Here is a 23,485-nt window from a genome sequence, read left to right as displayed (position 1 = left end):
TATATTCCTCCCCTATTAGTAACTTTTTCCTGTGTACGCTACTCTTGGTCTAAAAATGCGATTGTTATCATGCTGTTCGATAATATGCGCCGCAAGACCTGCCGTTCTGGCACTAAAGAAAATTGGTGTATAGAGCGGTATTGGAATGCCAAGCTTCCAATAAACGGGTGCAGCATAATAATCCAGATTAGGATATAAACCTTTTTCCTCCCGCATGATTTCCTCTCCTGCTTCACACATTTCCAGAAGCATATAATCCTTATCGCTTTCACAAAGTTTCCGCAATGCTTCTTTCGTAATCGTTGCCCGGGGATCCATCTTTTTCATATAAACCCGATGTCCGAATCCCATGATTTTTTCTTTATTTTGGAGTTTATGACGAATCAGAGCTTCAAAACCATCCACTGTATCTACCTCACGAAGCATATGCATCACCGCTTCATTAGCCCCGCCGTGCAAGTTTCCTTTTAAAGAAGAAATAGCACCTGTTAAAGCACCGTACATATCTGCATTTGTGGAAGCAATCACACGGGCAGCAAACGTTGAATTAGGCATCTCATGCTCAATATAAAGCAGTAAAAGCTGATCAAAAATTTCTACTTCCAAATCGGACGGTTTCTTTCCTGTAATCATATACAGGAAGTTAGCGCTGTAGCCGAGATTTTCATCCGGACTGACAATCTCTTTACCCTCTGTAGCAAAATAGCTGTTTACCGTAATAAAAGGCAGTTGACCTAATAGTTTGTAGGCACGCTGCTTATTTTCTTTATGCGAACGGTTCTCTATATCCGCATCGTATCCAGCTAATAAAGAAATAATCGTGCGCATTCCATCCATTGGGTGCATTCCTTTTGGCAATAGATTAAACGCAGGCAAGCTATCATCTGGAAGGCTATAATACCCTTTAATGTTTTCTTCAAGCTTGTTCTTTTCCTCTTGGCCAGGAACATCCCCTTCTAACAATAAATGAACAACATCAAAGTATGTCTTATCTTTCGCTAATTCAATTAAGTCTTCTCCACGAATAACGATTTTTTCTCGATCGACATCTAAAAATGATATTTCTGTCTTAGCCGCAATAACACCATCCAAACCAGGAACAAAACTTTCACTTGTACGCATTATTTCTCCCCCTTATTATTGAAAGCGTAATCATTTCATTTCTTCATTCTTCAAAATGGATATTCGTTACAAAGCGTCTTGAAAGCGTTTTCACTTTCTTAGAATCTCTTATTCTTTGGAGTACAACTTAACTGAATGTTTTCGTTAAGCTTAGGATTAATCTCCCGCTTGTAAATCTTTGTGTTCTATGTTGTCACCAGGATAGCATGTAACTCGTACTTTTGGAAAAAAGAGCAAGCATTAAAATTTTGTTCCTCACTCATGTTTTCTTATTATATAGTATAACCTTGAATTGAAAATTAGAAAAATATATAATTTTAATAAATAACGATAGTTTTTTTCTATGTCTGACTGGAGGAGGAAAACAATTGAACTTACAAGACTGGAAGATGCTTGCCACTCTTTATGAAACAGAAAATATTACACTGGCGGCCCATCAATTATTTTTATCACAGCCTACTTTAACTGCAAGAATTCAAAAGCTCGAAAACCATTATGGTGTCTCTCTTATTCTAAGAAAACGCCGCGGCATTATGTTTACTCCAGAAGGTGAAGAGCTTGCTCAACACGCCAGAAGAATGTTATTAGAACAACGTAAAATGGAGGAAAAGCTCAGCAATATGCGAGAAGAAGTGAGAGGAACATTACGGGTTGGTGTTTCTAATTTCTTTGCTGCAAATAAGATGCCAAAGTTGCTGATGCTATTTAAGGAAAAATATCCGGATGTAGAATGCCAGGTAGTCACTGGGTGGAGCAGTGATATGCATCGCTTGTTATTAAATCATGATGTACATATCAGTTTTATTAAGGGAAATTATGCTTGGAAAGAAAAGAAAGCGTTATTATATGAAGAGGAAATCTGTGTTGCCTCACCTTGGGAGTTCACATGGGAGGAGCTTCCCAAGCTTCCAAGAGTAGACTATTACACAGATGAGCATATGCGTATATTATTAGATGATTGGTGGCATCAAAATTATATTGAACAGCCAAATATCACAATCCATGTCAATCAGGTAGAGACGTGTAAAGAGATGGTTACTCACGGACTTGGTTACGCGATTGTTGCTAATTTAGTTGTTCGTCCGCACCCTGAACTATTTATTAAACCGATCACGGGGCCGTCTGGCGAGCCTTTAAGAAGGCAAACCTGGATGTATTATCAGGAAGATACCTTACAGATGAATATCGTCCGTGCCTTTGTTGACTTTGTTCAAACATTAGATGTTAAAGCTCTATAGTATCTAATGATATGCGACAAAACTCGCAAGTACCCAAATTAAAATGAAACTTAGAATAATGGTTATATTCACTAAGGTACCAACCATTTTGGCATCGTATCTGTACCTTATTGCATATACCACAGCTGTTGTGGAGGATGGCAAAATAAAACCGATTAAAACCGTATTGGCAAGCATGGGATAATCAGAAAACAGCCAAAATAGTGTAAACCCAAGCGCCAGTCCTGTACCATACTTCACAGCAAGATATTTGCTGAGTAAAGGAAACCATGACTTTTCAAAGGAAAAGTTTAAATAGAGGCCCAGCAATAATAAGGACAATGGCATATTCGCCACAGAAATAATTTCTGCTGTATCTATGAATAGTTCCGGCAAATGAAGATCAAGCACATTTAAGGCTACGACAAACATATATGTCAAGAATGGGATGGATCGGAGTAATGGACTGATAGTCTCCCGCCAATAAAATTTCGATGTACCTTTTGCAAAATAACTGGCAATAAAGTAACAGAGTCCAAATACAATCACGGCATTACCTACATCAAACATACCAAAATGCTGAATACCTTCTCTGCCCCAAATAGCTTCTACAAGCGGAAATGCGAATAAACCGACATTAACACCGGGTACCATCATTATTGCCATCCCTTTTATGTTATGATCTGCAGAGCGGAATGCAAAATATCCGATCAGAGCTGCAGCAAGGCCAAATAAGAGCGCAATAAAAATAAGGGACACCAGAGGCAAGGTCATCTCCATTTGATTAAAAGTTACAATAACCAGTGCAGGCAAGGTAATATTAAAAACAATCCTTGCTATTGTCTGTCCATCCGATTCTTTTAAAATTTTTGTCCTTTTAAAAAAGTAACCAAGTAAAATAATAAATACAGAAATAATAAATTGTTGCTGAAACCCTTCCAAAATTTTCTACTCCTTCAGTACATTCAAAATACACAATTGCTATCATATCACATACTTACTTTAGTTTATACAAAAAGAACTTCTCCCCTTTTTAAGGTATAAGAAAAAGGAAGACTAACCATCGTTTTGCTGATCGTTCCATCCATTAAAAAGCGAATGAACTATATGCCGTTTCGATTTGTCTTAAGTCCATTAACTTGTTCATAAAAAAAAGAACTAGTATGATGTAAGTAAAGAATGAATGTGTGAGGTGATCTTAGTGAAAATTATTTTATTTGATGGAGAATGTCACGTTTGCGATACCTTCGTACAGTTTATTCTAAATAAGGATACAGAAAATCAATTTCTTTTCACTTCCTTGCAAAGTGAAGCTGGAATTTATTTAAGAAAAAAATATCGGGTTCCAGATAACCTCGACAGCGTACTCCTTATCGATGGAGAGAAAATTTATATCAAGTCCGATGCAGCTTTAAAAGTATTACAAAATATACCACTTCCTTGGAAGCTGCTAACTGTTGGTAAAATCCTGCCTTATTTTATCCGGGATGCACTTTATGATTTCATCGCCCGTAACAGGCATAAATGGTTTGGCAAAAAACAGGCTTGCCGGCTTCCTACAGCACAAGAACGTAAGCAATTTGCAGAAACAATAAAGGATTTATAAAGAAAAATTGGCATTCGTTAAGCTTTTTGCGAATGCCTTAGTTGGGGCTGGGACTGCGGTTACCAATGTTGTCAGGTTAGTGAATTTCATTAAGATTATGTTTGATACTGGTAGATAGCAATAAGGCTAACTAGCGGAGGAAAAACACGGAGACTCCTGTGGGAAAGCGCGGAGGGAAGACCCCGCAGAAAAAAGCGAACTTCTTTTTTTTGAGGAGGCTGAGCTCAAGCCCACGGAAAGCGTAGTGTTTTTCTGGGGTTGCGATTACTCACCCCACCATAACCCGTCGCAGCGGTCGTATTAACCTGACAACATTGGTAACCGCAGTCCCAGGACGTCGCGAACTTAGTCTGCCGTTCTTCTCCCACTGCGTTAGCCTAAGTGTTTCAGGGAGTTAACTCACCTGATCTCCCGCCTAAATAAATTTATTTTTACGCTTTATTTTGAGGCGAGAGTTTTACGGACGGTTCTCCGTGATAAAAATTGGACGTTTACGATTTATAATTAAGTTAGCATTTCTTCAGATTTATCTGCTTAAGAAAGGAGCATATATACTTTGGAAAAGAAAAAAATCGTTGTATTATTTACAAGTGATGTCCATGGTAAAATTTCACCCTATAACAGTCAGGACAAAAGTTATGATGGAAAAGGTTATGCAAAAGTTTCTTCTGTCATCAATACAATAAGAAAAGAAGAAGAAAATGTGATTGTTATTGATAATGGAGATATGCTGCAGGGGACACCACTTTCTCATTACATGCTTGCGGAAAAAGAAGAGTCCAGCCAGATCCATCCAGTTATTTCCGCTTGTAACACGATTCAATATGATGTAGCTGTAATCGGTAATCATGAATTCAACTATGGCCAGGAAAAACTGGAACAGGCTGTGAAGGATTCAAATTTCCCTTGGTTATCTGCTAATATTGTAAAAAAAGGGACAACAGAACCTTACTTTGGTACACCTTATATGATAAAAAAATTTGATGAACTTACTGTGGGTATCCTTGGCTTGACTACGAAAAATATTCCTGTTTGGGAGCCGGAACGCCATATTGACCGTTTTGATTTCTTAGATCCGGTAGAAACTGCAACAGATTGGGTAAGCTACTTAAAAAATGAAGAACAAGCGGATGTTATCATTATTGCCTACCATGGCGGTTTTGAGCATGATCCTGTAACAGGGCAGTATCTGGCTGTCAGTAACGGAGAAAATCAAGGCAACGACCTGCTGGCAAATTTCCCTGAACTGGATGTATTACTTACCGGCCACCAGCATTTGGTTTATCACGCAGTTACAGAAGAAGATACAGCGGTAATTCAGTCTGGAACAAAGGGAGAATTCGTCGGCCGAATTGATCTAGATTTTGAAAAAGTGTTGGAGGAAGATCATTATCAATTAGCACACAAGGAAACATCACTTCTTCCTGTAAAAGATGCACCAGCGGACGAAATTATTTTATCAGATATTAAAGAGATTGAAAAAGAAGTGGATGACTGGCTTGATGAAACATTAACAACCGTATCTGATCCGTCAACAATGCAAATTGAAGACCCATTAAAAGATGTGTGGATAAAAGAACACCCTATGATTGAATGGGTGAATAAAGCCTTTTTAAAAATCACCGGAGCAGATATGGCATCTACAGCCTTTTTTCTTACTCAGGGTATGAGATTCGGCAATACACTTACCCGTAGAGACATACACACCTTCTATCCATTTGCGAATACACTCGTCGTGATGGAAGCAACAGGAGAAGAAATACGGGCTTCCCTTGAGTTCAGCGCATCCTTTTTAACATTAGATGCAGATGGCAACCCTGCGATAAGTGAAGCATGGAAATATCCGCGTCTCCTTAGCTATAACTATGATATGTGGGAAGGAATTCAATATACGATTAATCTACAGAAGCCAAAAGGCGAACGGATTACTTCTCTTACATTCAATGGAGAGGCATTAGATCCAAACAAAAAATATCGCGTAGCAACGAGCAGCTATCGGGCAAGTGGCACAGGCGGCTATGATATGTTTGGTGAAGAAAAAATTATCAAGGAATTTCCGTTTGGTGTAACTGAAATGCTGATCAAGGAACTGGAAAATACTGAAGAATTCATTCCGCAAACGAACCAAAATTGGAAGGTATTGATGTAATATTCTTCTATCATTATAAAAAAACACCAGCTGAATCTGTGTAATAGTTTCAGCTGGTTTTTTTTATAACATCGCTTTAGTTACCATATTCCTTTTTGTATTTATACCTGCATTTCTTTTTGATTTGCTCGCACGTATTCCGCTCATTTTTTCGTCATATCAAACAAAAGATTCCTTGCATATTATAAATTGAAACAAAATAATTATTTAAATGTCATCGTATATCCTTTTTGAAAAACCTCATCAGCCTCTAACCGGGTCATGCCAAATTTTTCTTTTAAGTCTCCTGTCGTATCATGCATATCCGCAATACCGTACCAAGGTTCAATACAGACAAATGGAGCAATCGTATTGTTCTCTTCATTGTATTTAGACCAGATCCCTACAAACGGAAAATCCGTAAATACAACTTCTACACCATGGTTCGACTTTGTTGAGGCCAGTTCAATACGATCTATATGACTATATATCATCGCATCCTTTGCAAACAGGTCTGGCTGCAATGTAATGTCTGGAAGATGATTGCGGATTCCTTTTTCATGAACCAAAGCATTTTCCAAACCATATTCCATTACTTCTTTGTCGGGATTAGGTGTAAATGTTAATTGATAATCCTCTAATCCTTCATTTTCTAAAAGTGGAATTCGAAAAGCAGGATGGGCACCAATGGAAAAATACATTTCAGTATCATTTTGGTTTTCTATTTTCCAATCAACGGAAAGAGAATCCTGATGAAGGGAATAGGTAATTGTTGCTTTAAATTCATATGGATAGATATTTTTAAAGCGACCGTCCGAAGCTGCTTCAAAAGAAACGTGTTCTGCCGAAAGTGAGCTTAATTCAAAATCAACATCTCTTAAAAATCCATGCTGGGACATCTTATATGTCTGCCCATCCAGCTGATATTGGTCTTCTTTCAAGCGGCCGACAATCGGAAACAACACTGGAGCAACACGCCCCCAATATGCACTATCACCTGTCCACATATATTTTAATGTATTCTTCTTATGCTCTACTGATTGTATTTCCGCTCCATTACTTTCTATTTCAACTTTCAACCACTCATTTTCAATAGTCTGTTTCACTTTTGTTTCATCCTTCCTGGAATTAAAGGCTAGTATCTCTACACTTAATCTTAATGTGCAGATATTGGGCTGTCTAGTTTAGCTTCTTGTTATAGTTAATAATTTGTTTTTATATTTTTGTCGTTATTTCCCGGGAAATGTTGAAATAGAGGTTATATTGTAAAAAGCGGACTAAGAATTAATGATCTTAGCCCACTTTTCACAATAAAAAGACCGATGTCATGCTTCAAAATTATAATAACACGGAATGCCTTTCTTTGTTTATAAAATACACCATTTCTTTAAAGCCGATTTGCTTTAATGTATCTTGAACCTCTATGTAGTCATCTCCAATCCTCGAAGGAACATGTGAGTCAGACCCAAAGGAAATATCTACACCATAATGATGAGCCCTTTCCAATATTTCATAAGAAGGATACCAGCCGCCACAATCTTTATTTTTACCAGATGTATTGACTTCAATGGCTACACCTTCATCAGCAATTATTTTCAATGTCTCATCTATGATCAGTGTCTCTAAATCATGAAAATCTAACAAATATCCTTTCATAGCATCAATATGACCTAACACTTGAAACATCCCACTTTTTGCGGACTGTTGAATTAGGCGATAATAAGACTCTTTTTCTTGTAATCTTTCTTCATTTGTTAAACGATCCCATCTACCTCTTTGAAAAATATTTATCCCATTCACAAAATGGACAGAACCGATAATATAATCAAATGGGTACTGCTTATATTTCTCTTTATATAATGCTTCATGTTTTGGAAAATAATCACTTTCCATTCCTAATAACACATGAATCTTACCCTTGTATTTTTCTTTTAATGCCAATACTTCCTTTACATAACTATCTAACTCACTTTTTGCCATCGTAATCCCAGGATAAAGTTGATCTTCCTTTGCATAAAAATGCGGGGAATGATCGGAAACACCTATGTAATGTAATCCCCGGTCCATAGCTGCTTGAATATAGTCTTCTATATTTCCCTCTGCATGTCCGCAGCGGTAGTGGTGTGAGTGTAGGTCAAAAATAATATTTGTCACTATGTTTCATACTCCTTTCTCTCTTGAATTTCTGATTACTTTATATACACATATATATAACTTACAATATTTTGATTAATAAATATATACATTATAATCTTCCGTTTCCATCTTTAACTGATTATAATCATTCTGAAGCGTATTCATACTGATCTGGTAATCATCACATAATTCTTCTACATGGATAGCTGGATACAGTAATAGAAGCTTTTGCATATCTTGCCGGCGCTGTACTGCACTTAAATAATCCTTCTGCTTGTACATTGCCTCCTGAAGTACCTGCTCTCTCCTAAAATCAGCCACATCTCGATTTCAAGTAAATCCTGGCGAATTGTACGCAGAGAAAGCTGATAGGCTTTATTCAAGTCAGCTAAGGAAACAAACGCTTCTTCTTCAATTAATCGTTCTAAAATTTTCTTTTGTCTGGATGAAAGCATGTTATCCCCTCCACATCACCGTAACCATTCCAGCACCTATATACATTTGATTTAAAATTCCGAAAAAATAAAGAGACAATCTCTCAAATATTCTCAGAAATAAATGAAACCCTTATCATTATTTTTGATAGTATATCATTTTTCGACAAGGAAATCTATATGATAACTTTTGATCAGAATGGAGTTTACTTGGTATGAAAGTGTCCGGGAAGCAGGATTTACATCATTAAAATCCTTCCTGAATGAGCTATTAAGTAAGTTTTGTGTTGCTCTTCCATGCTGTGCATTTGAAACATTGCTTTTGCGTAAACATTATTTCCCAAGCTAAGAAGCTGTCCTCCCATGCATACCGTTCAGTTAACGACAGCTCCTTATAAAAATCAATTGATTCAGTAACAGCTTCTTTATCTATAACTTGTCCTTATAACCGATTCCAATCAAATACATTCTCAAGTATAAGTGCTAAAATAATACCTACTAATAACCCGCTGCTTAACAATGGACGAAGAAAGTCAGGTAAGGTGTCGAAATAAGAAGCAGGGAAGGTCATAATGATGATACCGACAAATAAGGGAACTGCCGACCGATAAATATTAAGCGTATTGAATTCAACCTGCCGAAAGAAACTTAATGATGAATTAAACAGCTGTAAATAAGAAACAAATAATACTGCACTGCCTATACTCAACGGCAACATGGAAAAAAAGTGCCCAATTGGTGGAATAATCCCCATTAATAAGAACATAAAACTGCCAAGAATAAAAGGTAACCGTCTAATGATTCCTGTCTGATTTAAAAAACCAATGGAAGAGACATACGGCGCATATGGTACAAGTCCAAGCACCCCGGACAGTCCCGTGAAAACACCTGTTATCGTAAATGAGGAACGATATTGGGAATTTGTTGTCTCTGTGCGATAGATGCTATCTGTTCCTTTTAATGCTCCAAATGTGTTCGCTGTATTCAGCAGTCCAGCTAACACTGTCGTTATAACAATACCCGTATCCCACGTTGGTTTACCCAGCGGGAATAATTCCATACTCGATGAGGCTGTTTGACTAACCGCTTCCTGTTGCTCAAAAGTGAGATTAAATGCAATCCATCCAATAACTATTCCGATTAATAAGCCGTAGCGTCTAATGCTTGTTGGAGCTTTAATACTAATAATAGCTACAATGATTGCAATCAAAATAGATAACAGGGAAATAGATAAATTAATTTGAGCATTTTCCGCTTCGTTTCCAAAAGGAATACCCAGCATACCTCTTAAAAATATTCCGATTAATTGGCAACCGAATAAAAACATAAATACTCCCATAACAGCCGGGTTAAACAATTTAGCAATATATGGTCCTGCTCCGCTTAGACCAATAATCACTGTGAGGATTCCAGAAATAATAATGCCTGCTGTCAAACTTCCTCCCAGCACATCTAAAGGCATTCCTTGTGCCGCTGCGGTAGAAGTCAACGTTAAGATAACACCCCACCAAAGTCCCGATTGACCTTCCATTATCGCCCGTTTATGACCGACCAAAGCCTGTACCATACACGCTATTCCTGTCACAATAAATGACAATTGAAGCAAGCTGGCAATTCTTTCCTGGGAAAGTTCAAAAGCTGCACCAACTGTAATTGGGATCACAACAATATTTGTAAAAATAAAAAAGAGCCATTGAAGACCCGAAAACCAATTGCTTGATTTTAATAACTCCTTCATCCTTAAGTCCTGCCTTTCCTAAACTAAATACAGCAACTATTATTAATACCTTTTTATTGATTGTTTAGTTCTACTCCTAACCTTATCAGAATTGGGTTCTTTTTTCATTAGACTATCATCATTTATTACCTATCTTCCACAGTTACTTGACAGATAGATATAAGTAATTTCATTTTTCTCTGAACAAAAGATTTGCAAGCGATTAGTTTCGAACATCATCAAAGCCCCGCTGATTACAGCTGGCTTGGGCTGAAAAGAGGCGAAAAGGATATTATTATCTTCCAAGCAAAGCCCTCATTGATTCCTTTTACAACTCTTTATTTTTGAAAAATATCTAGACCTTTCTTATTCACAAGGCAACATTCTAAATCATTCCTCATATCCCATTGACATTTTTTCAAAAGGAGCATAAACTAAAAGACTATAACAAACTAAACTGATAGGAATTAGAGGTGTTAAGAATGTCTACATTGGCACAACCGGTTTCCGAACAACCAGCAAAAGTGGAAGAGGCTCCAAAACTAAATCCTCCACAGAAAAAGCTGGTTGCAGGCGGAATCGTGGTCACATTCATTTTGACGATTTATTTAGCAGCTACGCAACATGTCGTTCAGCCATTGTTGTTATTGATTGGATTACTGCTTGGATATACATTATTTCATGCACGTTTCGGTTTTACTTCCGCTTTTCGGAGACTTGCTTCAGTAGGAAATGGCCAGTCTCTTCGGGCGCACATGTTCATGCTTGCAATTGCATGTACACTATTTGCTCCCATTTTAGCATTTGGATATTCTTTCTTCGGAGGGACACCTGCTGGTAATATTTCCCCCATTGGTATTAGCCTTATTGTTGGCGCCTTTTTATTCGGTATTGGCATGCAGCTTGGCGGCGGATGTGCTTCTGGTACGCTTTATGCAGTTGGCGGCGGGCGAACTGTTATGTTTATTACGCTGTTGTTTTTTATTGTCGGCTCAACCATTGGTGCAGCTCACTCCACATTCTGGATGGAGGATTTACCAGCTGCGGAACCTTTTTCTCTGGCCACATCAACAGGACTTGGTTACGGCGGAGCATGGGGCATTTCACTGCTAATTTTTGCCATTATTGCCGGGATAACAATTTTGATTGAGAAGAAGCGAAAGCCTCCTAAAATGGCGACTCTCCCTTCCGAAAAGGGCTGGAAACGAATTTTACGGGGTTCTTGGCCACTTTTCGCAGCGGCTGCTGCACTGGCTGTTTTAAACGCACTTACGCTGCTTACTCGTGACAGCCCATGGGGCGTGACAGCAGCATTTACACTTTGGGGATCAAAAGCAGCAGAAGCGCTTGGCTTTAATGTGGAAAGCTGGGGCTATTGGGCAGGTAATACGGAGGCTCTTCATGCTTCAATCTTTGCTGATACAACAACCGCTCTTAATTTCGGTGTCATCTTAGGAGCCTTTATTGCTTCGGCAGCAGGTGGATTATTCAAATTTACAAAAATTACGAAAGGAAACACTGCTGCTTCCATTATTGGCGGGCTGTTAATGGGTTATGGCGCGCGCCTTGCATTTGGCTGTAATGTCGGCGCTTATTTCAGCGGTATTGCTTCCTTTAGTGCGCATGGTTACATTTGGGGCGTAATGGCACTTGCGGGTACCTTTCTTGCTTTATATTTGCGCCCACTATTTGGTCTTTCCGTTCCAAAACCACGCGATTCATTTTGCTAATATAAAAGGAGGATACGGGCAAATTCCTGTAGTTATTTTCAACAAATGAAACCAGCGAACTTGATAAAATGCAGGGAGCTCTCTTCCTTGTTGTTAACAGAAAAAACACGGGACTCCCGTGTTTTTTTATTTCAAATATTGTTTCACATCTTCTATTGTTTCCAATTCATCTATATGATCTATGATTGTTTCCAACGTGCTTATTTCCTGTTCGTATATCTTTTTCTTTATATCTTCTGAAGGTGGAGCTACAAATTTTGTGATTAATCGAATTGCGGTATTGGCTAATGCTTCCGCTATACCTTCTGCTTTACCTTCCACTCTGCCTTCTTCTTTCCCTTCATTCCGAAAAATCTCTGCTAAGGTCATCGCCAACTCGCTCCCTTCTTGATAAGTATTTTCGATATGCTTCATTATATCACAATATTGTTTTTTGGTGAGATGGTGTTGTACACGGAAAATATAATAAAACAACGTCTCCAAATATTCTGTTGCTGTTCTTTGATCTTTCATCTGCCGCAGATAATCGATTGCCAGATAAATGGTATTTAAAACAACTTGGATATCGTTTTTGCGGATATCCCGAAACACCAACAGAATAATCCGCAAGAATACATTCAGTTGGACATCCTCGTCTTTGAAATCAGATACATCATAGAGAAAGAATTCATAGTTAGGGACATATTTATGCAGATCCGGCGGGAGACTCTTATACCCTTCCAGCATATAATGGAAGGAAGTGCCGGCATACCAATCCGTGTCGCCGTGATACAAAACAATCGGCACAATGATTGGCTGCTTATTTTCTTCTGTATTATCCCGTTTAGTTTCCCATATCTCTACCATATATCGCAGTAACTGCAAAGCAGTATAATAATCGTGATAGCTTTTATGCTCGAACAAAAAATAGACGTAGGCGGGTTTTTGATGAATTTTTGTTTGGAATAATAAATCGGAGAAATATTCTTGAAGGTTATGGCTGATAAAGCTGTCTTTTTGGGGCTGGATGGAGTCTACATCAATGGTGTTGCGAATGGAAGGCGGTAAAAAATGTGTTATAAAGTCTTTAGCAACATCCACATTAGAAAAAGTTTCTTTAAAAATCTTATCATGCGGGCTTTGAATCTGCAAAGGTATCAAATCCTTTCTCAAATGGAATTTGATGACTTATTCTTATGTTGATTTCTAAATGTATATTAGCATATATCTAAAACAAACACAAACAAATGTTCCCAATTGGATTACAGTAACTTTTCCAATAAAATATCCATAACAATCGCAAAGCTTCTGTATATTTTTCAAATTTTATCCCAAACTAAGTATCGTTGTTGATTCACATTCTAAATGGATAGGGATGATAATTAATGATGAATAATAAAAAAGGAATGACCACGTCACTAATTGCTGCAGGTGTAGCAGGGGCGGCAGCCTATGGAATAAGCATGGGTATGCAAAATGGATCCTTTCAAAACATGTCACAAAAGCTTTCCAATTCCATGAATAGTTCCACCATGCAGGATATTGCTAAACCACTTCAGAACATGCTTTCTAGCGGTGGTCAAGCGATGAACCAAAATAATGGTGGAGGACAGAATCAAACACAATCATCTTAAGATGCGAATGCTGAGGTATTTGCTTTTTGAGATCACCAAAAGGGATGGCTCTGTACTGGAGTCACCCCTTTTTAATAAAAAAGTATAAAACTTATGAGAAATTTATTTCTACTCAGGAATAGACAGCCCAATTTCTGATAAATAACATAACTTTATTTAATTAACTACGTCCATGACTGCAATGCATGTAGAGATTTTTCAATAATCATTTCCTGATCATTATCCAATGTCGCTACATGATAGCTCTCTTTCATAGAAATAATTTCTTTTTGTTCAGAAGCTATTCCTTCCAATATCATTTGGGAATTATCCGGTGGAACAACATGATCTTCCTCAGAAACAAAAATAAGTGCCGGGCAGGTTATTTTTCCTAAATCTTCTTTAGTTTGTTTCATCAATTTCTTTATTTCTCCAATTGATTTTACAGGCGTTTTGTCATAAGCTAATTCCACTACACCTGCTTTCTTAATATCTGATCCAATTGCATCAATAAAACGTACTCCCTGGTCTTCCTCCATTGCAGGGATATCTACAGCTGCATTAATTAAAATAATCCCTGAGAGCGGGTGCTTTCCAGCTGTATACAGCGTCAAAGTTCCGCCCATTGACAAACCGCACATAAAAATCGTATCACATCTTTCTTCAAGCCAAGAATACGCCTCTTCAATAGAATCGATCCAATCCTGATACGTGCATTTTTCCATATCTTCAGGAGCTGTGCCATGGCCTTTCAGTCTCGGTCCGCAAACGGTGTAACCAGCATCCGCAAATGCTTTTCCAATTGGATACATACTCTGTGTTGTTCCTGTAAAACCATGAGATACGAGAACTCCTACACGATTTCCTTCAAAGTAAAATGGCTCGGCGTCTTTTAATACTGGATACTGCTCATTCATCTATTATTCCTCCTTTTGAAACGGAATGTAATACTTGTTATTCCTTATTTTAAGAATAAATCGGATTGGTTCATTCCACAAGTGATGACGCTTTCTTTTCTTGTGAAATACGTATAGCTATCCTTTCAAGAGCTCTGTTATTTTCCCTTCAATATATTCTTTCAAAGCTGTTAAACTCCGCCTCTCTCTCGTCTGTTTACACGCTTCTTTCCCTTGGTAATGGTATAGCAAGTTTTTGATTGTTGGACGCACACTCTCTGGAAATGCTTCATATGCTCTTTCTCCTGCTTCCTTTTTTGATAAAATACATTCCTCTTTTAAATACCAGTAAAACCGGAGCATATTTAACAAACAATACACAGGTTTATCGATATAATCCACCAAACATTCTTTATAATCTAAACCAATAGATGAAATATAATCTGATTTAGGGATTACAGGAAATACTTTCTCTGCCTGAACTCCTTCCAGAGTAACTCCTCTATCCAAAAGAACCGCAATATGCGCAGCTAAATCAGCATCCTTCCCTCCGCTCTCCTCAATCACTTGATTTTCATCCCGTTTTATATGTCCTCTCCAGTGTTCACTATAGTGAAAAAGATACGGAAAAGGATGCTCCCACTCCCTTAAATGACATTCTAATAAAAAACTGATTTCAATCGGATAAGGGTGATTAGACTTATCTAGAAATAATGCAGCCAGCTCCTGCTTTTGCTGTTTACTTAATGTTTTATTTAAGACAACCAATAAATCAATATCACTATTTCCAGGCTGAAAACTCCCCATCGCTAAAGAACCATGTAAATAACAACCGGTAAATTGCTCATCTGTAATTTGTTTTATCCCCTGGATAAGGTCATTTAAAAATGATTGAACATGTTTTGTAAGCCGTGGTATTTTCTCCACCTCCATAGCTCCTTTCCATTCTCTACCTTTCCTTGTTCATGTAGTAGAATATATAATAAACTATAACTACAAACTATTATATAAGAAAGAAGGATTTCCTTGAATATAAACCTTCGTCAGGAACAACCAAAAGATTATCAAAAAACAGAGGAACTTATTGAACAAGCCTTTCGAAATGAAGAAATGAGCGATCAGCAAGAGCATTTTCTTATACAACGTATTCGCAAGTCTACTGCTTTTATTTCAGAGCTGTCCATCATTGCGGTCAATCAGCAGGAGGATGTCATTGGTCAAATTCTTTTTTCAAAAATAGTCATTAAAAACAAAAAACGAATAACAGCATCTCTAGCTCTTGCACCTATTTCTGTTCATCCAGATTATCAAAATCAGGGCATTGGAGCTATGTTGATAAAAAAAGGGTTAGAAAAAGCAAAAGAAGCTGGATATACCTCGGTTATCGTACTTGGCCATGCTGCTTATTATCCTCGATTTGGTTTTAAACCGGCCAACTTATGGGGAATTAAAGCACCATTTGATATACCGAATGAAGCATTTATGGCATTGGAATTAAAACCAGGCGCGTTAGAGCATGTAAGCGGCATGGTTCAATATTCAGATGCATTTTCTGGATAATAAAACTTTCCGACAAAATGGAACTTGTATTGTCGGGAAGTAACGGGTCTTAATTGCTATCCTTTCATAAGAAGAGGAGGTTATCACTTGGATACACTTGATTCACTGAATGCTGCTATTAACTATATTGAGGAACATTTAGATAATGAAATCAACTACCAGCAGGCAGCTCAAATCGCCTGTTTTTCGGAACATCATTTTAAACGAATGTTTTCCTTTCTTGCTGGCATCCCTTTATCTGAGTATGTGCGCAGGCGCCGGTTAACATTAGCAGCATTGGAACTGCGGGATAATAACAAGAAGGTCATTGATGTAGCATTAAAATATGGATACCTGTCTCCTGATTCGTTCTCCAGAGCCTTTCAGGAACTACACCATACCTTGCCTAGTAGAGTTAAGCAGACGGGAGTTTCTCTTAAAGCTTATCCACCGATTTCCTTCCAAATTTCTATTAAGGGAGATGTTGAAATGAAATATCGTTTTGTCGAAAAAGACTCTTTTCACGTTGTTGGGTATAAGGAAGTCATGCAACCAGAGAATGGAGATTTTAACCCGACTCTTTGGAGCACGCTCACCGATGAAGATTATGCAAATCTGGAAATGCTTCGTTCAGAAGATGTTGATTTAAGTGGAGTGCTAAATATTACTGTTAATACATGTCATGGTCCAGATCAGAGCGAAGAAGCTCTGGAATACTATATTGCTGTTGTTACAGACCAAGTTGCTCCAGCTCATCTCGCTGCGTTAGAAATACCTAAACAACAATGGGCAGTCTTTGATGCAGAGGGAGAAATGCCTGATGCCTTAACGAACACGTGGAGCAGAATTTATACAGATTGGTTTCCAACTTCAGGATATGAACTTACAGAAGCTCCGGAGATTGTTAAAAATGTTGATGATACAAAAATAGAAATTTGGATTCCTGTACAAAAAGGGTAAGCATTTGACCATATTAAATAACCATTAACCACGATGACTTCTATTTCGCGGTTAATGGCGTTTTTTACAAATGAAGTTTTTTTCTTAATAATTTATTTTTACTGCTTAATAACCTGCCTTGTGAAATCAATATCATCCGTAAAAACACCATCTACTCCATACATTATGACTCGCTGCTGTTCAATGAGCTCCGTTCGTTCCTCTGTAAAAAATACATGAACTTCTATTCCTTCTTGTTGAAGTGCATCAACAACATCTTGCGTAACATTCCTTGATTCTATCCCAATCACATCTGCATCTGCTTCCAGCGCATCCTCTAAATCAAATTTATCTGTTTCATACAAAAGTGTTGTTCGAATTTCTGGTGCAAATTCCTGTATTTTTTGTAAACTTTCTTTAGAAAATGACTGAATGCTGACATATTTAGGATCTAATAAATTATTCTCCTGAAGCAGGTTTATTAAAGGTTCTTCCATTTTCGTATCGCCATCAACCAGCCGTGTCTCCATATAGTAATGTGCTTCCTGCCCAAATGCAGCAAATATTTCATCCAGCGTCGTTACAGAATCCTTATATGTTTCCTGCCCAAACATAGTTGCGGTATCGAATTGCTTGATTCCGCTCCGTCTAAATTCTTTCGGAGCAACTGCTTCTGTTGCTGTACAATCTAAAGTCGTGTCATGAAACGCGATTAATTCATGATCTTTTGTCATTCGCAAATCAATCTCTATCGAATCTGCTTCAGCCTTCGAAGCAATTTTATCAGCAGTCAGCGTATGCTCATCAAAGACATGATTCGCACCACAATGAGCAATAATTTCTACATCAGCCGATGCGTCTCCTGGTTTATCGGCAGCACTGACGTACAATGCCTCTGTTCCATATTTAGCTGTCGTCTGCGGTGTCTGTGGCTCCGCTTCAAAGAATCCAGATATGATGAAAATAGCAATCACTAAAACAAGTAATGCACTACGCCATGGCATAACGTTCACACCGATAAAAGATAGCCCTTTCTGGATCATCCGTGATAATTGCCTTCACCTTTACATCCAGCAATTGTTTTAACGTATCTTTATCGTTTACGGTCCATACGCGCAGTAACCTCCTCCATTTACTCCAATGGTAAATATGCTTCAGAAATGTTTCTACTCCGACGTGCAATGCCTCTAATCCTAAAATATCAATATAATCTTCCGGATGGGAAATCGGCTGGTCAAGGATCCATGCCAATCGGGCATCCCGATCATAATAACGCAAACGAATTAATGTAGGTAAGTGAAAGCTCGAGTAAATCACACGGTTTTTTACATTAGGAAATTTAGCAACATAGTCTACCAATCTTTCTTCAATATTTTCATATATATATTCATACGTTTTTAATTCAATATTTAACGCAACATCTGGATACGAATCAACTAATCGAAGAACTTCTGCTAAGGAGGGCACTTTTTCTTCCTCCCAGCTTTTGTCATAGGTTGGAAATGATGCAAAATAGGAATGATTCCACTGTAATTCTCGAATTTCTGAAAAAGTATATTCTGATACGGGTCCTATTCCATTTATTGTCCGATTTAATGTAGCATCATGTATCACAGCAAATTCGCCGTCCTTTGTCATGTGTACATCTATTTCTAAACCGTCCACACCAGCTTCCAGCGCTTTTTCAAAACCTACCAATGTATTTTCTGGATATATCCCCATCATACCACGATGTCCATATACTTTTGTCAAACTTATCCCTCCTGAGAATTGATTTAATTTTTACTATTCAGCATTAGTGCCGGAACACTTGAAAATACAAATATCAGCCTCTTTTCCTCCCTTCATTCAAGTACATTAAACCATACATTTTTCGTGAAATCAGGAAATTTACCAAACCTATACGAATATTTCATCTCTTATTAAAATAACTTACAGTAGCTTCATAAAGGGAATCTTTATGAAGCTACTATTTACATTGAATCAAAGATTTACTATTGCCGCTCTGGAGAATCAATAGGCTTTCTGTGATCACTGGATTCAGAATTTGCATCCTGCTTGTCCTTTTTGTTCTATGCTTTCAATTTTAAAAACCCAGAAATCTTTAAACAAAACGAATTTCATAATAAACATCCAAAAAAAGCAAATCAAACCTACTTCAAGCGCAGGATAATAGTCTAGTTCTTTATTTTTCTTCCATTTTGCTTTGACATTAATCGCTGAATTCGATACGCTAATTTTATGAAAAAATGGATAGGAGCAAAGACACAAATGAAAAAAACAACTTTTAGAATGACTGGACTTTTATTTTTATTGACTGCTATTTTGGGCTTAGCAGCTTGTGGGTCTGAAGAAACAGTTACCCTTCAAGGAAGCGAATTTGGAGTAGACATGGAAGTCACCATTGATGCCAAAGACGATGAAATCACAAAACAAACAGTTCAAAGTGAAATTCCTTATTCTGTTATAGGAGTAGCATCAAAGGAAGAAGCTGAATCCATGGATGAGATGCTTCAAGCAGAATTTGAACCATTTGAAGACATAGATGGTATTGAATTCAGCCTTGATTATGAAGAAGAACAGCTTACACAAATCGTTTCGGTAGATTTAACTGTTGCCGATATCGATGAGATAAACAGTATCCCTGATGCCAGTTTTCCAGAGCCTGAAGATGATGAGTATCTTAGTTTAGAAGAAACCGTACAATTGTTTGAAGATGAAGGATTTGAAGTAGTAGAATAATACTATTACCAGTAAAAGTATAGCCGTATCTATAAGCGGTACGATTTCATTTTTTATTTGACTTTACTAGTTGAATTCAGTACGCTAGCAACTGTATTAAAAAATAGATAGGAGCATAGACACGAATGAAAAAGAAAACTTTCAGAATTACCGGACTGTTATTTTTATTAATTGCTATTTTAGGTTTAGTAGCATGTGGTTCTAACGAAACTGTGACGCTTCAAGGAGAAGAAATGGGACAGCAACAGGAAATTACATTAGAGGCACAGAATGATGAAGTACAATCAATGGCCGCTGAATTAACCCTGCCATATGAACTAATGGGCATTGAATCACAGGAAGAAGCTGAGTCCATGGATGAGCTGCTTCAAGCCGAATTTGAAGAAGCGAATGAAGCAGATGGTGTAGAGGTCGAACTTAGTTATGAAGAAGAAGAAATTGTTGTAGCAATCAATATCGATCTTACAACAGCTGGTCCAGAAGAACTGAACACACTCGGATTCGGTATCGATCAAGACTCTTTTGAAGATGAAGATTTAAGTTTAGAAAGTATGGTTAGCGAATTGGAAGACAACGGGTTGGAAGTAGTAGATGAATAAAGTTGAAAGTAAAACCGTCCCTTCTTAAGGTGCGGTTTTCTTTTGCATGAAAGGACCAGGAATCTATAAAGATACTAAAAAACGTGCCTAATCTATGAAAACAGTATTGTATTTTTCTTCTCATTATACTGAAATCTATTATTTATAAAATGCGATTTTGACTTTCCAGTTTTAATCCGATACGATTACCTTAATTATATAAGAATAGGGGAAACGAAATGGCACAGTATAAAAACTTGAAAATGGCTGGTTTTATCCTCATGCTCATGTCCTTTACTGCTTTAGCCGCTTGCGGTTCCAATCAGGAAACTGTAACGTATAAATTAGAGGAAGACAATAATTCTATCGAAACAAGCTTTGTGGCTGATGATGGGGAAATCATAGAGCAGTCAAGTCAGAGTATAACCTCCTATGAAAGTATTAAAGGCATTGAAACAAAGGAGGATGCAGAGGCTCTCCTTATTCCTTCTGCAGAACCTTTACAAGGGATTGAAGGGCTGGAATATAACCTTGATTTTGAAGAGGATCATTTTATCGAGACCATAACCATCGATTTCAGCATCGTTGAACTTTCTGAACTGCCGGGACTTAATGAGATTCTTACAAATGAAGAAGAGAATCTAAACTTGGAGGATGCCATAGAATCTTTAGAAGAACAGGGGTTTAAAAAGGTAGATTAATTGATTTTCGAGAAATCAAGAAGCAACATTACAAATTTACTCAAATTATATAGAACGGGAGAGAACACATTGGTAAAGAAAACTGGATTAATATCTTTATTTATTTTATGCATTATGTTAGCTTCCTGCGGTTCGAATCAAGAAACCGTAACATATTATTATGATGACGATACCCACCTTGAAGAAATCACCATTACTGCTGAAGATAATGAGATTATTGAACATACAACCAAGGTGACGATAGAATATGAAGATGTCGGCTATGAATCAAAGGAAAAAGCACAAGAGTCTATTGATTTTTCTGAAAGTGAGGACATGAAAAGTGTTGATGGTATTGACGTCAATCAAACTTTTGGGGATGATAAATTCGTGCACAACGTAACATATGATTTTTCTATAATTGACTCCTCTGAAGCTTCAGGTGAATTACGGGAATTTTTGGAATCAGAAGAATCACGGGACTTTGAAATACAAGTGCAGGAGTTAGAAGATGCAGGATTTGAAGAGGCAGAAGAGTAAAATAACCAAGCAGGCTACACATAAATTTATGAAGCCTGCTTTTTTCTGATGCACCTTCTATATCTTACCAGTTACAAAAAAATCACTTTTTCCACTTATCGTTACATCTTTAAAAATATCCTTTATCACTTCATCGGTCAACGGCACTTCTCTCAAGAAACGAAGATCATTAAAATGACAGGGCTTTTCTTCCTCATGCGGATTAATCATATAAATGGTATATTCCTCCTTCGTAAAACGAAGCATCCCTAAAACATCATCGGTATAAAACAAAACAAAATCGCCAAATTTTAATGTGTTATTCTGTTTTCTTTCTGCAATCCATCTTTGACAATGCTTGAAAATATCTGGATCGATATCCTCCCATGGGAAGAATTTGCGGTTATCAGGATCCTGCTCACCAGTCACTCCTGCTTCATCTCCATAATAAATACAAGGAATCCCTGGAGCACTTAATAAGAAGCTCAGTGCAAGCTTCAGTCTTTCCTTATCTTCCCCTAAAAAGGTATAAATCCGTTTCGTATCGTGCGTGCCAATATTATTCAAATTATTGAAAAGAACATCTTTCGGATAATTCTCATGAAGCTGTGTCAGCCTCTGGCAGAGTTCTTTTGGAGATTTTTCCAATTGCAGCAAGTCTAAAACCGTATTGCGGAACGGATAGTTCATTACGCCATGTAAATGATTCCCTAAAATATACTGTCTCCGCTTATCGTAGGAAATTTTATTGGAAGCATCTTCCCAGACTTCACCAATCAACACTTTTTCAGAATACTGATCGAGCTTGTGACGAATACCTGCAATAAACTCATCCGGAAGTTCATCCGCAACATCTAAACGCCATCCATCTACACCAAGCTTACTCCATTTATCAATGACACTGTTGCCACTTTGATAGATATATTCTTGAAATTCTTTGTTGGATTTATCCACTTCCGGCAGATCATCAATTCCCCACCAGGATGCGTACTTATCGGGATACTTACTAAAGGTAAACCAAGAATAATAAGGGCTATCCGAATTTCGATATGCTCCTTCACCCTCGCCGTAAGTCCCGTCATAATTAAAATAGATACTATTTCTTCCCACATGGCTGAATACGCCATCCAAAATGACATGAATTCCTTCCGCGTGCAAATCGTCTATGATTTCTTTAAACAACTTTTCATCACCAAGCATTGGGTCGACCTTCATATAATCTGCTGTATCATAACGATGATTACTTGCTGCTTGGAAAATCGGATTCAGATAAATTGCATTGACACCTAAGTCTTTCAAATAAGGTATCTTCTGCCTGATTCCTTCTAAGTTTCCACCATAAAAATCCCAGCGGAGAATCTCTCCTTTTGAACCGCGGACATATAAAGGAGTATCACGCGTGTCACCATAAATAAAACTATTCCGTTTAGGTGCATTTATTTTCCCATCTGGATTACCATTATAAAAACGGTCAGGGAAAATTTGATAAAAAACAGCATCCCGATACCAATCTGGTGTCTTTTCTTCCTTTTCAAAACAGGTTAACTGATATGGAATAACTTCATGCTGCTCATGGTACAACTTCCCTTCTCCCTTTACAGGCGCTGCACCCCAAAAATCTGTCATTTCGATCCCGTGATCATCTTTCCACTTCACAGCAAAATAGTAAAAATAGAGACCTTTCCCTCCATGAGGTGTATAGACACAGGAGAAGCGGTTATCTCCTGTATCTTTCATTTGATACACTTCTCCCTCATGGTTTCCATTTTCTTTTCGAATCACAAATTGCACTTCTATGACTTGATGCTCATGGACATCCACTGAAAATGTAACCTTCTCTTGAGGTTGTACAGCTCCAAATGGTTTTTTATAATCACTTATCCATGAATTATAATAAACATGTGGCATAA

24 protein-coding genes are annotated in these 23,485 nt (G+C 37.6%); 11 read left to right on the top strand and 13 right to left on the bottom strand.

Annotation, left to right across the window (positions count from 1 at the left end; all coding sequences use genetic code 11):
* Positions 1-15: 15 nt before the first annotated feature.
* A complete protein-coding gene (mmgD, locus tag BN986_RS09975; protein WP_040979644.1) occupies positions 16-1,122 on the bottom strand; it encodes a citrate synthase in 1,107 nt (368 codons plus the stop codon).
* 368 nt (positions 1,123-1,490) lie between these two features.
* Here mmgD and BN986_RS09970 point away from each other — a divergent pair, with 368 nt between their 5' ends.
* Positions 1,491-2,360 (top strand): LysR family transcriptional regulator, encoded by an 870-nt coding sequence (locus BN986_RS09970; RefSeq protein ID WP_040979643.1) that lies wholly within the window; start codon positions 1,491-1,493, stop codon positions 2,358-2,360.
* Positions 2,361-2,363: 3 nt separating this feature from the next.
* Here BN986_RS09970 and BN986_RS09965 read toward each other — a convergent pair whose 3' ends face one another.
* Positions 2,364-3,281: an AEC family transporter gene (locus BN986_RS09965; RefSeq protein ID WP_040979642.1), complete on the bottom strand. Its 918-nt coding sequence runs from the start codon at positions 3,279-3,281 to the stop codon at positions 2,364-2,366.
* 259 nt (positions 3,282-3,540) lie between these two features.
* Here BN986_RS09965 and BN986_RS09960 point away from each other — a divergent pair, with 259 nt between their 5' ends.
* Together BN986_RS09960 and BN986_RS09955 are read left to right on the top strand one after the other, a co-directional pair.
* Entirely contained in the window at positions 3,541-3,945 is a 405-nt protein-coding gene (locus BN986_RS09960; RefSeq protein ID WP_244444986.1) for a thiol-disulfide oxidoreductase DCC family protein, read from the top strand.
* A 556-nt stretch (positions 3,946-4,501) separates the two neighbouring features.
* Positions 4,502-6,094 carry a bifunctional metallophosphatase/5'-nucleotidase gene (locus tag BN986_RS09955; protein WP_052400741.1) on the top strand — a complete coding sequence of 531 codons (1,593 nt, stop codon included), beginning with the start codon at positions 4,502-4,504 and terminating at the stop codon, positions 6,092-6,094.
* Positions 6,095-6,297: 203 nt separating this feature from the next.
* Here BN986_RS09955 and BN986_RS09950 read toward each other — a convergent pair whose 3' ends face one another.
* From BN986_RS09950 to BN986_RS09930, 5 genes are all read right to left on the bottom strand, one after another.
* Positions 6,298-7,179, bottom strand: a complete 882-nt coding sequence (locus BN986_RS09950) for an aldose 1-epimerase family protein (RefSeq protein ID WP_040979640.1) — start codon at positions 7,177-7,179, stop codon at positions 6,298-6,300.
* Positions 7,180-7,411: 232 nt separating this feature from the next.
* The gene (locus BN986_RS09945; protein WP_040980801.1) at positions 7,412-8,218 is read right to left on the bottom strand and encodes a histidinol-phosphatase; all 807 of its coding nucleotides are present in this window, start codon (positions 8,216-8,218) and stop codon (positions 7,412-7,414) included.
* Positions 8,219-8,302: 84 nt separating this feature from the next.
* A complete protein-coding gene (locus BN986_RS09940) occupies positions 8,303-8,491 on the bottom strand; it encodes a hypothetical protein (protein WP_040979639.1) in 189 nt (62 codons plus the stop codon).
* The gene (locus tag BN986_RS09935; protein WP_040979638.1) at positions 8,467-8,664 is read right to left on the bottom strand and encodes an HTH domain-containing protein; all 198 of its coding nucleotides are present in this window, start codon (positions 8,662-8,664) and stop codon (positions 8,467-8,469) included. The genes BN986_RS09940 and BN986_RS09935 overlap by 25 nt, the downstream gene beginning before the upstream one ends.
* 421 nt (positions 8,665-9,085) lie before the next feature.
* A complete protein-coding gene (locus BN986_RS09930) occupies positions 9,086-10,381 on the bottom strand; it encodes a uracil/xanthine transporter (protein WP_040979637.1) in 1,296 nt (431 codons plus the stop codon).
* 461 nt (positions 10,382-10,842) lie between these two features.
* On the opposite strand from BN986_RS09930, the gene BN986_RS09925 reads away from it, so the two are divergent.
* The gene (locus BN986_RS09925) at positions 10,843-12,090 is read left to right on the top strand and encodes a YeeE/YedE family protein (RefSeq protein WP_040979636.1); all 1,248 of its coding nucleotides are present in this window, start codon (positions 10,843-10,845) and stop codon (positions 12,088-12,090) included.
* 126 nt (positions 12,091-12,216) lie between these two features.
* On the opposite strand, the gene BN986_RS09920 is transcribed toward BN986_RS09925, so the two are convergent.
* On the bottom strand, positions 12,217-13,221 hold the full coding sequence (locus BN986_RS09920) for an Rpn family recombination-promoting nuclease/putative transposase (RefSeq protein ID WP_040979635.1): 1,005 nt from the start codon (positions 13,219-13,221) through the stop codon (positions 12,217-12,219).
* A 233-nt stretch (positions 13,222-13,454) separates the two neighbouring features.
* Between BN986_RS09920 and BN986_RS09915 the strand changes: the two genes are divergently transcribed.
* Complete coding sequence (locus tag BN986_RS09915) at positions 13,455-13,703, top strand: hypothetical protein (protein ID WP_040979634.1); 249 nt, start codon at positions 13,455-13,457, stop codon at positions 13,701-13,703.
* A 164-nt stretch (positions 13,704-13,867) separates the two neighbouring features.
* On the opposite strand, the gene BN986_RS09910 is transcribed toward BN986_RS09915, so the two are convergent.
* Positions 13,868-14,599 carry an alpha/beta hydrolase gene (locus tag BN986_RS09910; RefSeq protein WP_040979633.1) on the bottom strand — a complete coding sequence of 244 codons (732 nt, stop codon included), beginning with the start codon at positions 14,597-14,599 and terminating at the stop codon, positions 13,868-13,870.
* Positions 14,600-14,716: 117 nt separating this feature from the next.
* On the bottom strand, positions 14,717-15,505 hold the full coding sequence (locus BN986_RS09905) for an aminoglycoside adenylyltransferase domain-containing protein (RefSeq protein WP_040979632.1): 789 nt from the start codon (positions 15,503-15,505) through the stop codon (positions 14,717-14,719).
* Between the two features lie 99 nt (positions 15,506-15,604).
* Between BN986_RS09905 and BN986_RS09900 the strand changes: the two genes are divergently transcribed.
* Positions 15,605-16,138 (top strand): GNAT family N-acetyltransferase, encoded by a 534-nt coding sequence (locus BN986_RS09900; protein ID WP_040979631.1) that lies wholly within the window; start codon positions 15,605-15,607, stop codon positions 16,136-16,138.
* Positions 16,139-16,225: 87 nt separating this feature from the next.
* Positions 16,226-17,077 (top strand): AraC family transcriptional regulator, encoded by an 852-nt coding sequence (locus BN986_RS09895; protein WP_040979630.1) that lies wholly within the window; start codon positions 16,226-16,228, stop codon positions 17,075-17,077.
* 98 nt (positions 17,078-17,175) lie between these two features.
* Here the strand turns inward: BN986_RS09895 and BN986_RS25715 are convergent, their stop codons facing one another.
* Together BN986_RS25715 and BN986_RS09885 are read right to left on the bottom strand one after the other, a co-directional pair.
* Entirely contained in the window at positions 17,176-18,060 is an 885-nt protein-coding gene (locus BN986_RS25715) for a glycerophosphodiester phosphodiesterase family protein (RefSeq protein ID WP_052400740.1), read from the bottom strand.
* Positions 18,047-18,808: a glycerophosphodiester phosphodiesterase family protein gene (locus BN986_RS09885; protein ID WP_244444985.1), complete on the bottom strand. Its 762-nt coding sequence runs from the start codon at positions 18,806-18,808 to the stop codon at positions 18,047-18,049. The genes BN986_RS25715 and BN986_RS09885 overlap by 14 nt, the downstream gene beginning before the upstream one ends.
* 519 nt (positions 18,809-19,327) lie before the next feature.
* Between BN986_RS09885 and BN986_RS09875 the strand changes: the two genes are divergently transcribed.
* From BN986_RS09875 to BN986_RS09860, 4 genes are all read left to right on the top strand, one after another.
* Positions 19,328-19,798 carry a DUF1307 domain-containing protein gene (locus tag BN986_RS09875; RefSeq protein ID WP_040979627.1) on the top strand — a complete coding sequence of 157 codons (471 nt, stop codon included), beginning with the start codon at positions 19,328-19,330 and terminating at the stop codon, positions 19,796-19,798.
* 125 nt (positions 19,799-19,923) lie between these two features.
* Positions 19,924-20,397 carry a DUF1307 domain-containing protein gene (locus BN986_RS09870; protein WP_040979626.1) on the top strand — a complete coding sequence of 158 codons (474 nt, stop codon included), beginning with the start codon at positions 19,924-19,926 and terminating at the stop codon, positions 20,395-20,397.
* 218 nt (positions 20,398-20,615) lie between these two features.
* A complete protein-coding gene (locus BN986_RS09865) occupies positions 20,616-21,077 on the top strand; it encodes a DUF1307 domain-containing protein (RefSeq protein WP_040979625.1) in 462 nt (153 codons plus the stop codon).
* 69 nt (positions 21,078-21,146) lie between these two features.
* Entirely contained in the window at positions 21,147-21,596 is a 450-nt protein-coding gene (locus tag BN986_RS09860; RefSeq protein ID WP_040979624.1) for a DUF1307 domain-containing protein, read from the top strand.
* A gap of 57 nt (positions 21,597-21,653) precedes the next feature.
* Here the strand turns inward: BN986_RS09860 and BN986_RS09855 are convergent, their stop codons facing one another.
* Positions 21,654-23,483 carry a glycoside hydrolase family 13 protein gene (locus BN986_RS09855; protein WP_040979623.1) on the bottom strand — a complete coding sequence of 610 codons (1,830 nt, stop codon included), beginning with the start codon at positions 23,481-23,483 and terminating at the stop codon, positions 21,654-21,656.
* Positions 23,484-23,485 lie beyond the last annotated feature (2 nt).

It is taken from the genome of Oceanobacillus jeddahensis (genome assembly GCF_000750635.1).
Classification (GTDB): domain Bacteria; phylum Bacillota; class Bacilli; order Bacillales; family Amphibacillaceae; genus Oceanobacillus; species Oceanobacillus jeddahense.
The sequence above is the reverse complement of the archived record's forward strand: the minus strand, read 5'-3'. Positions and strand labels throughout refer to the sequence as shown.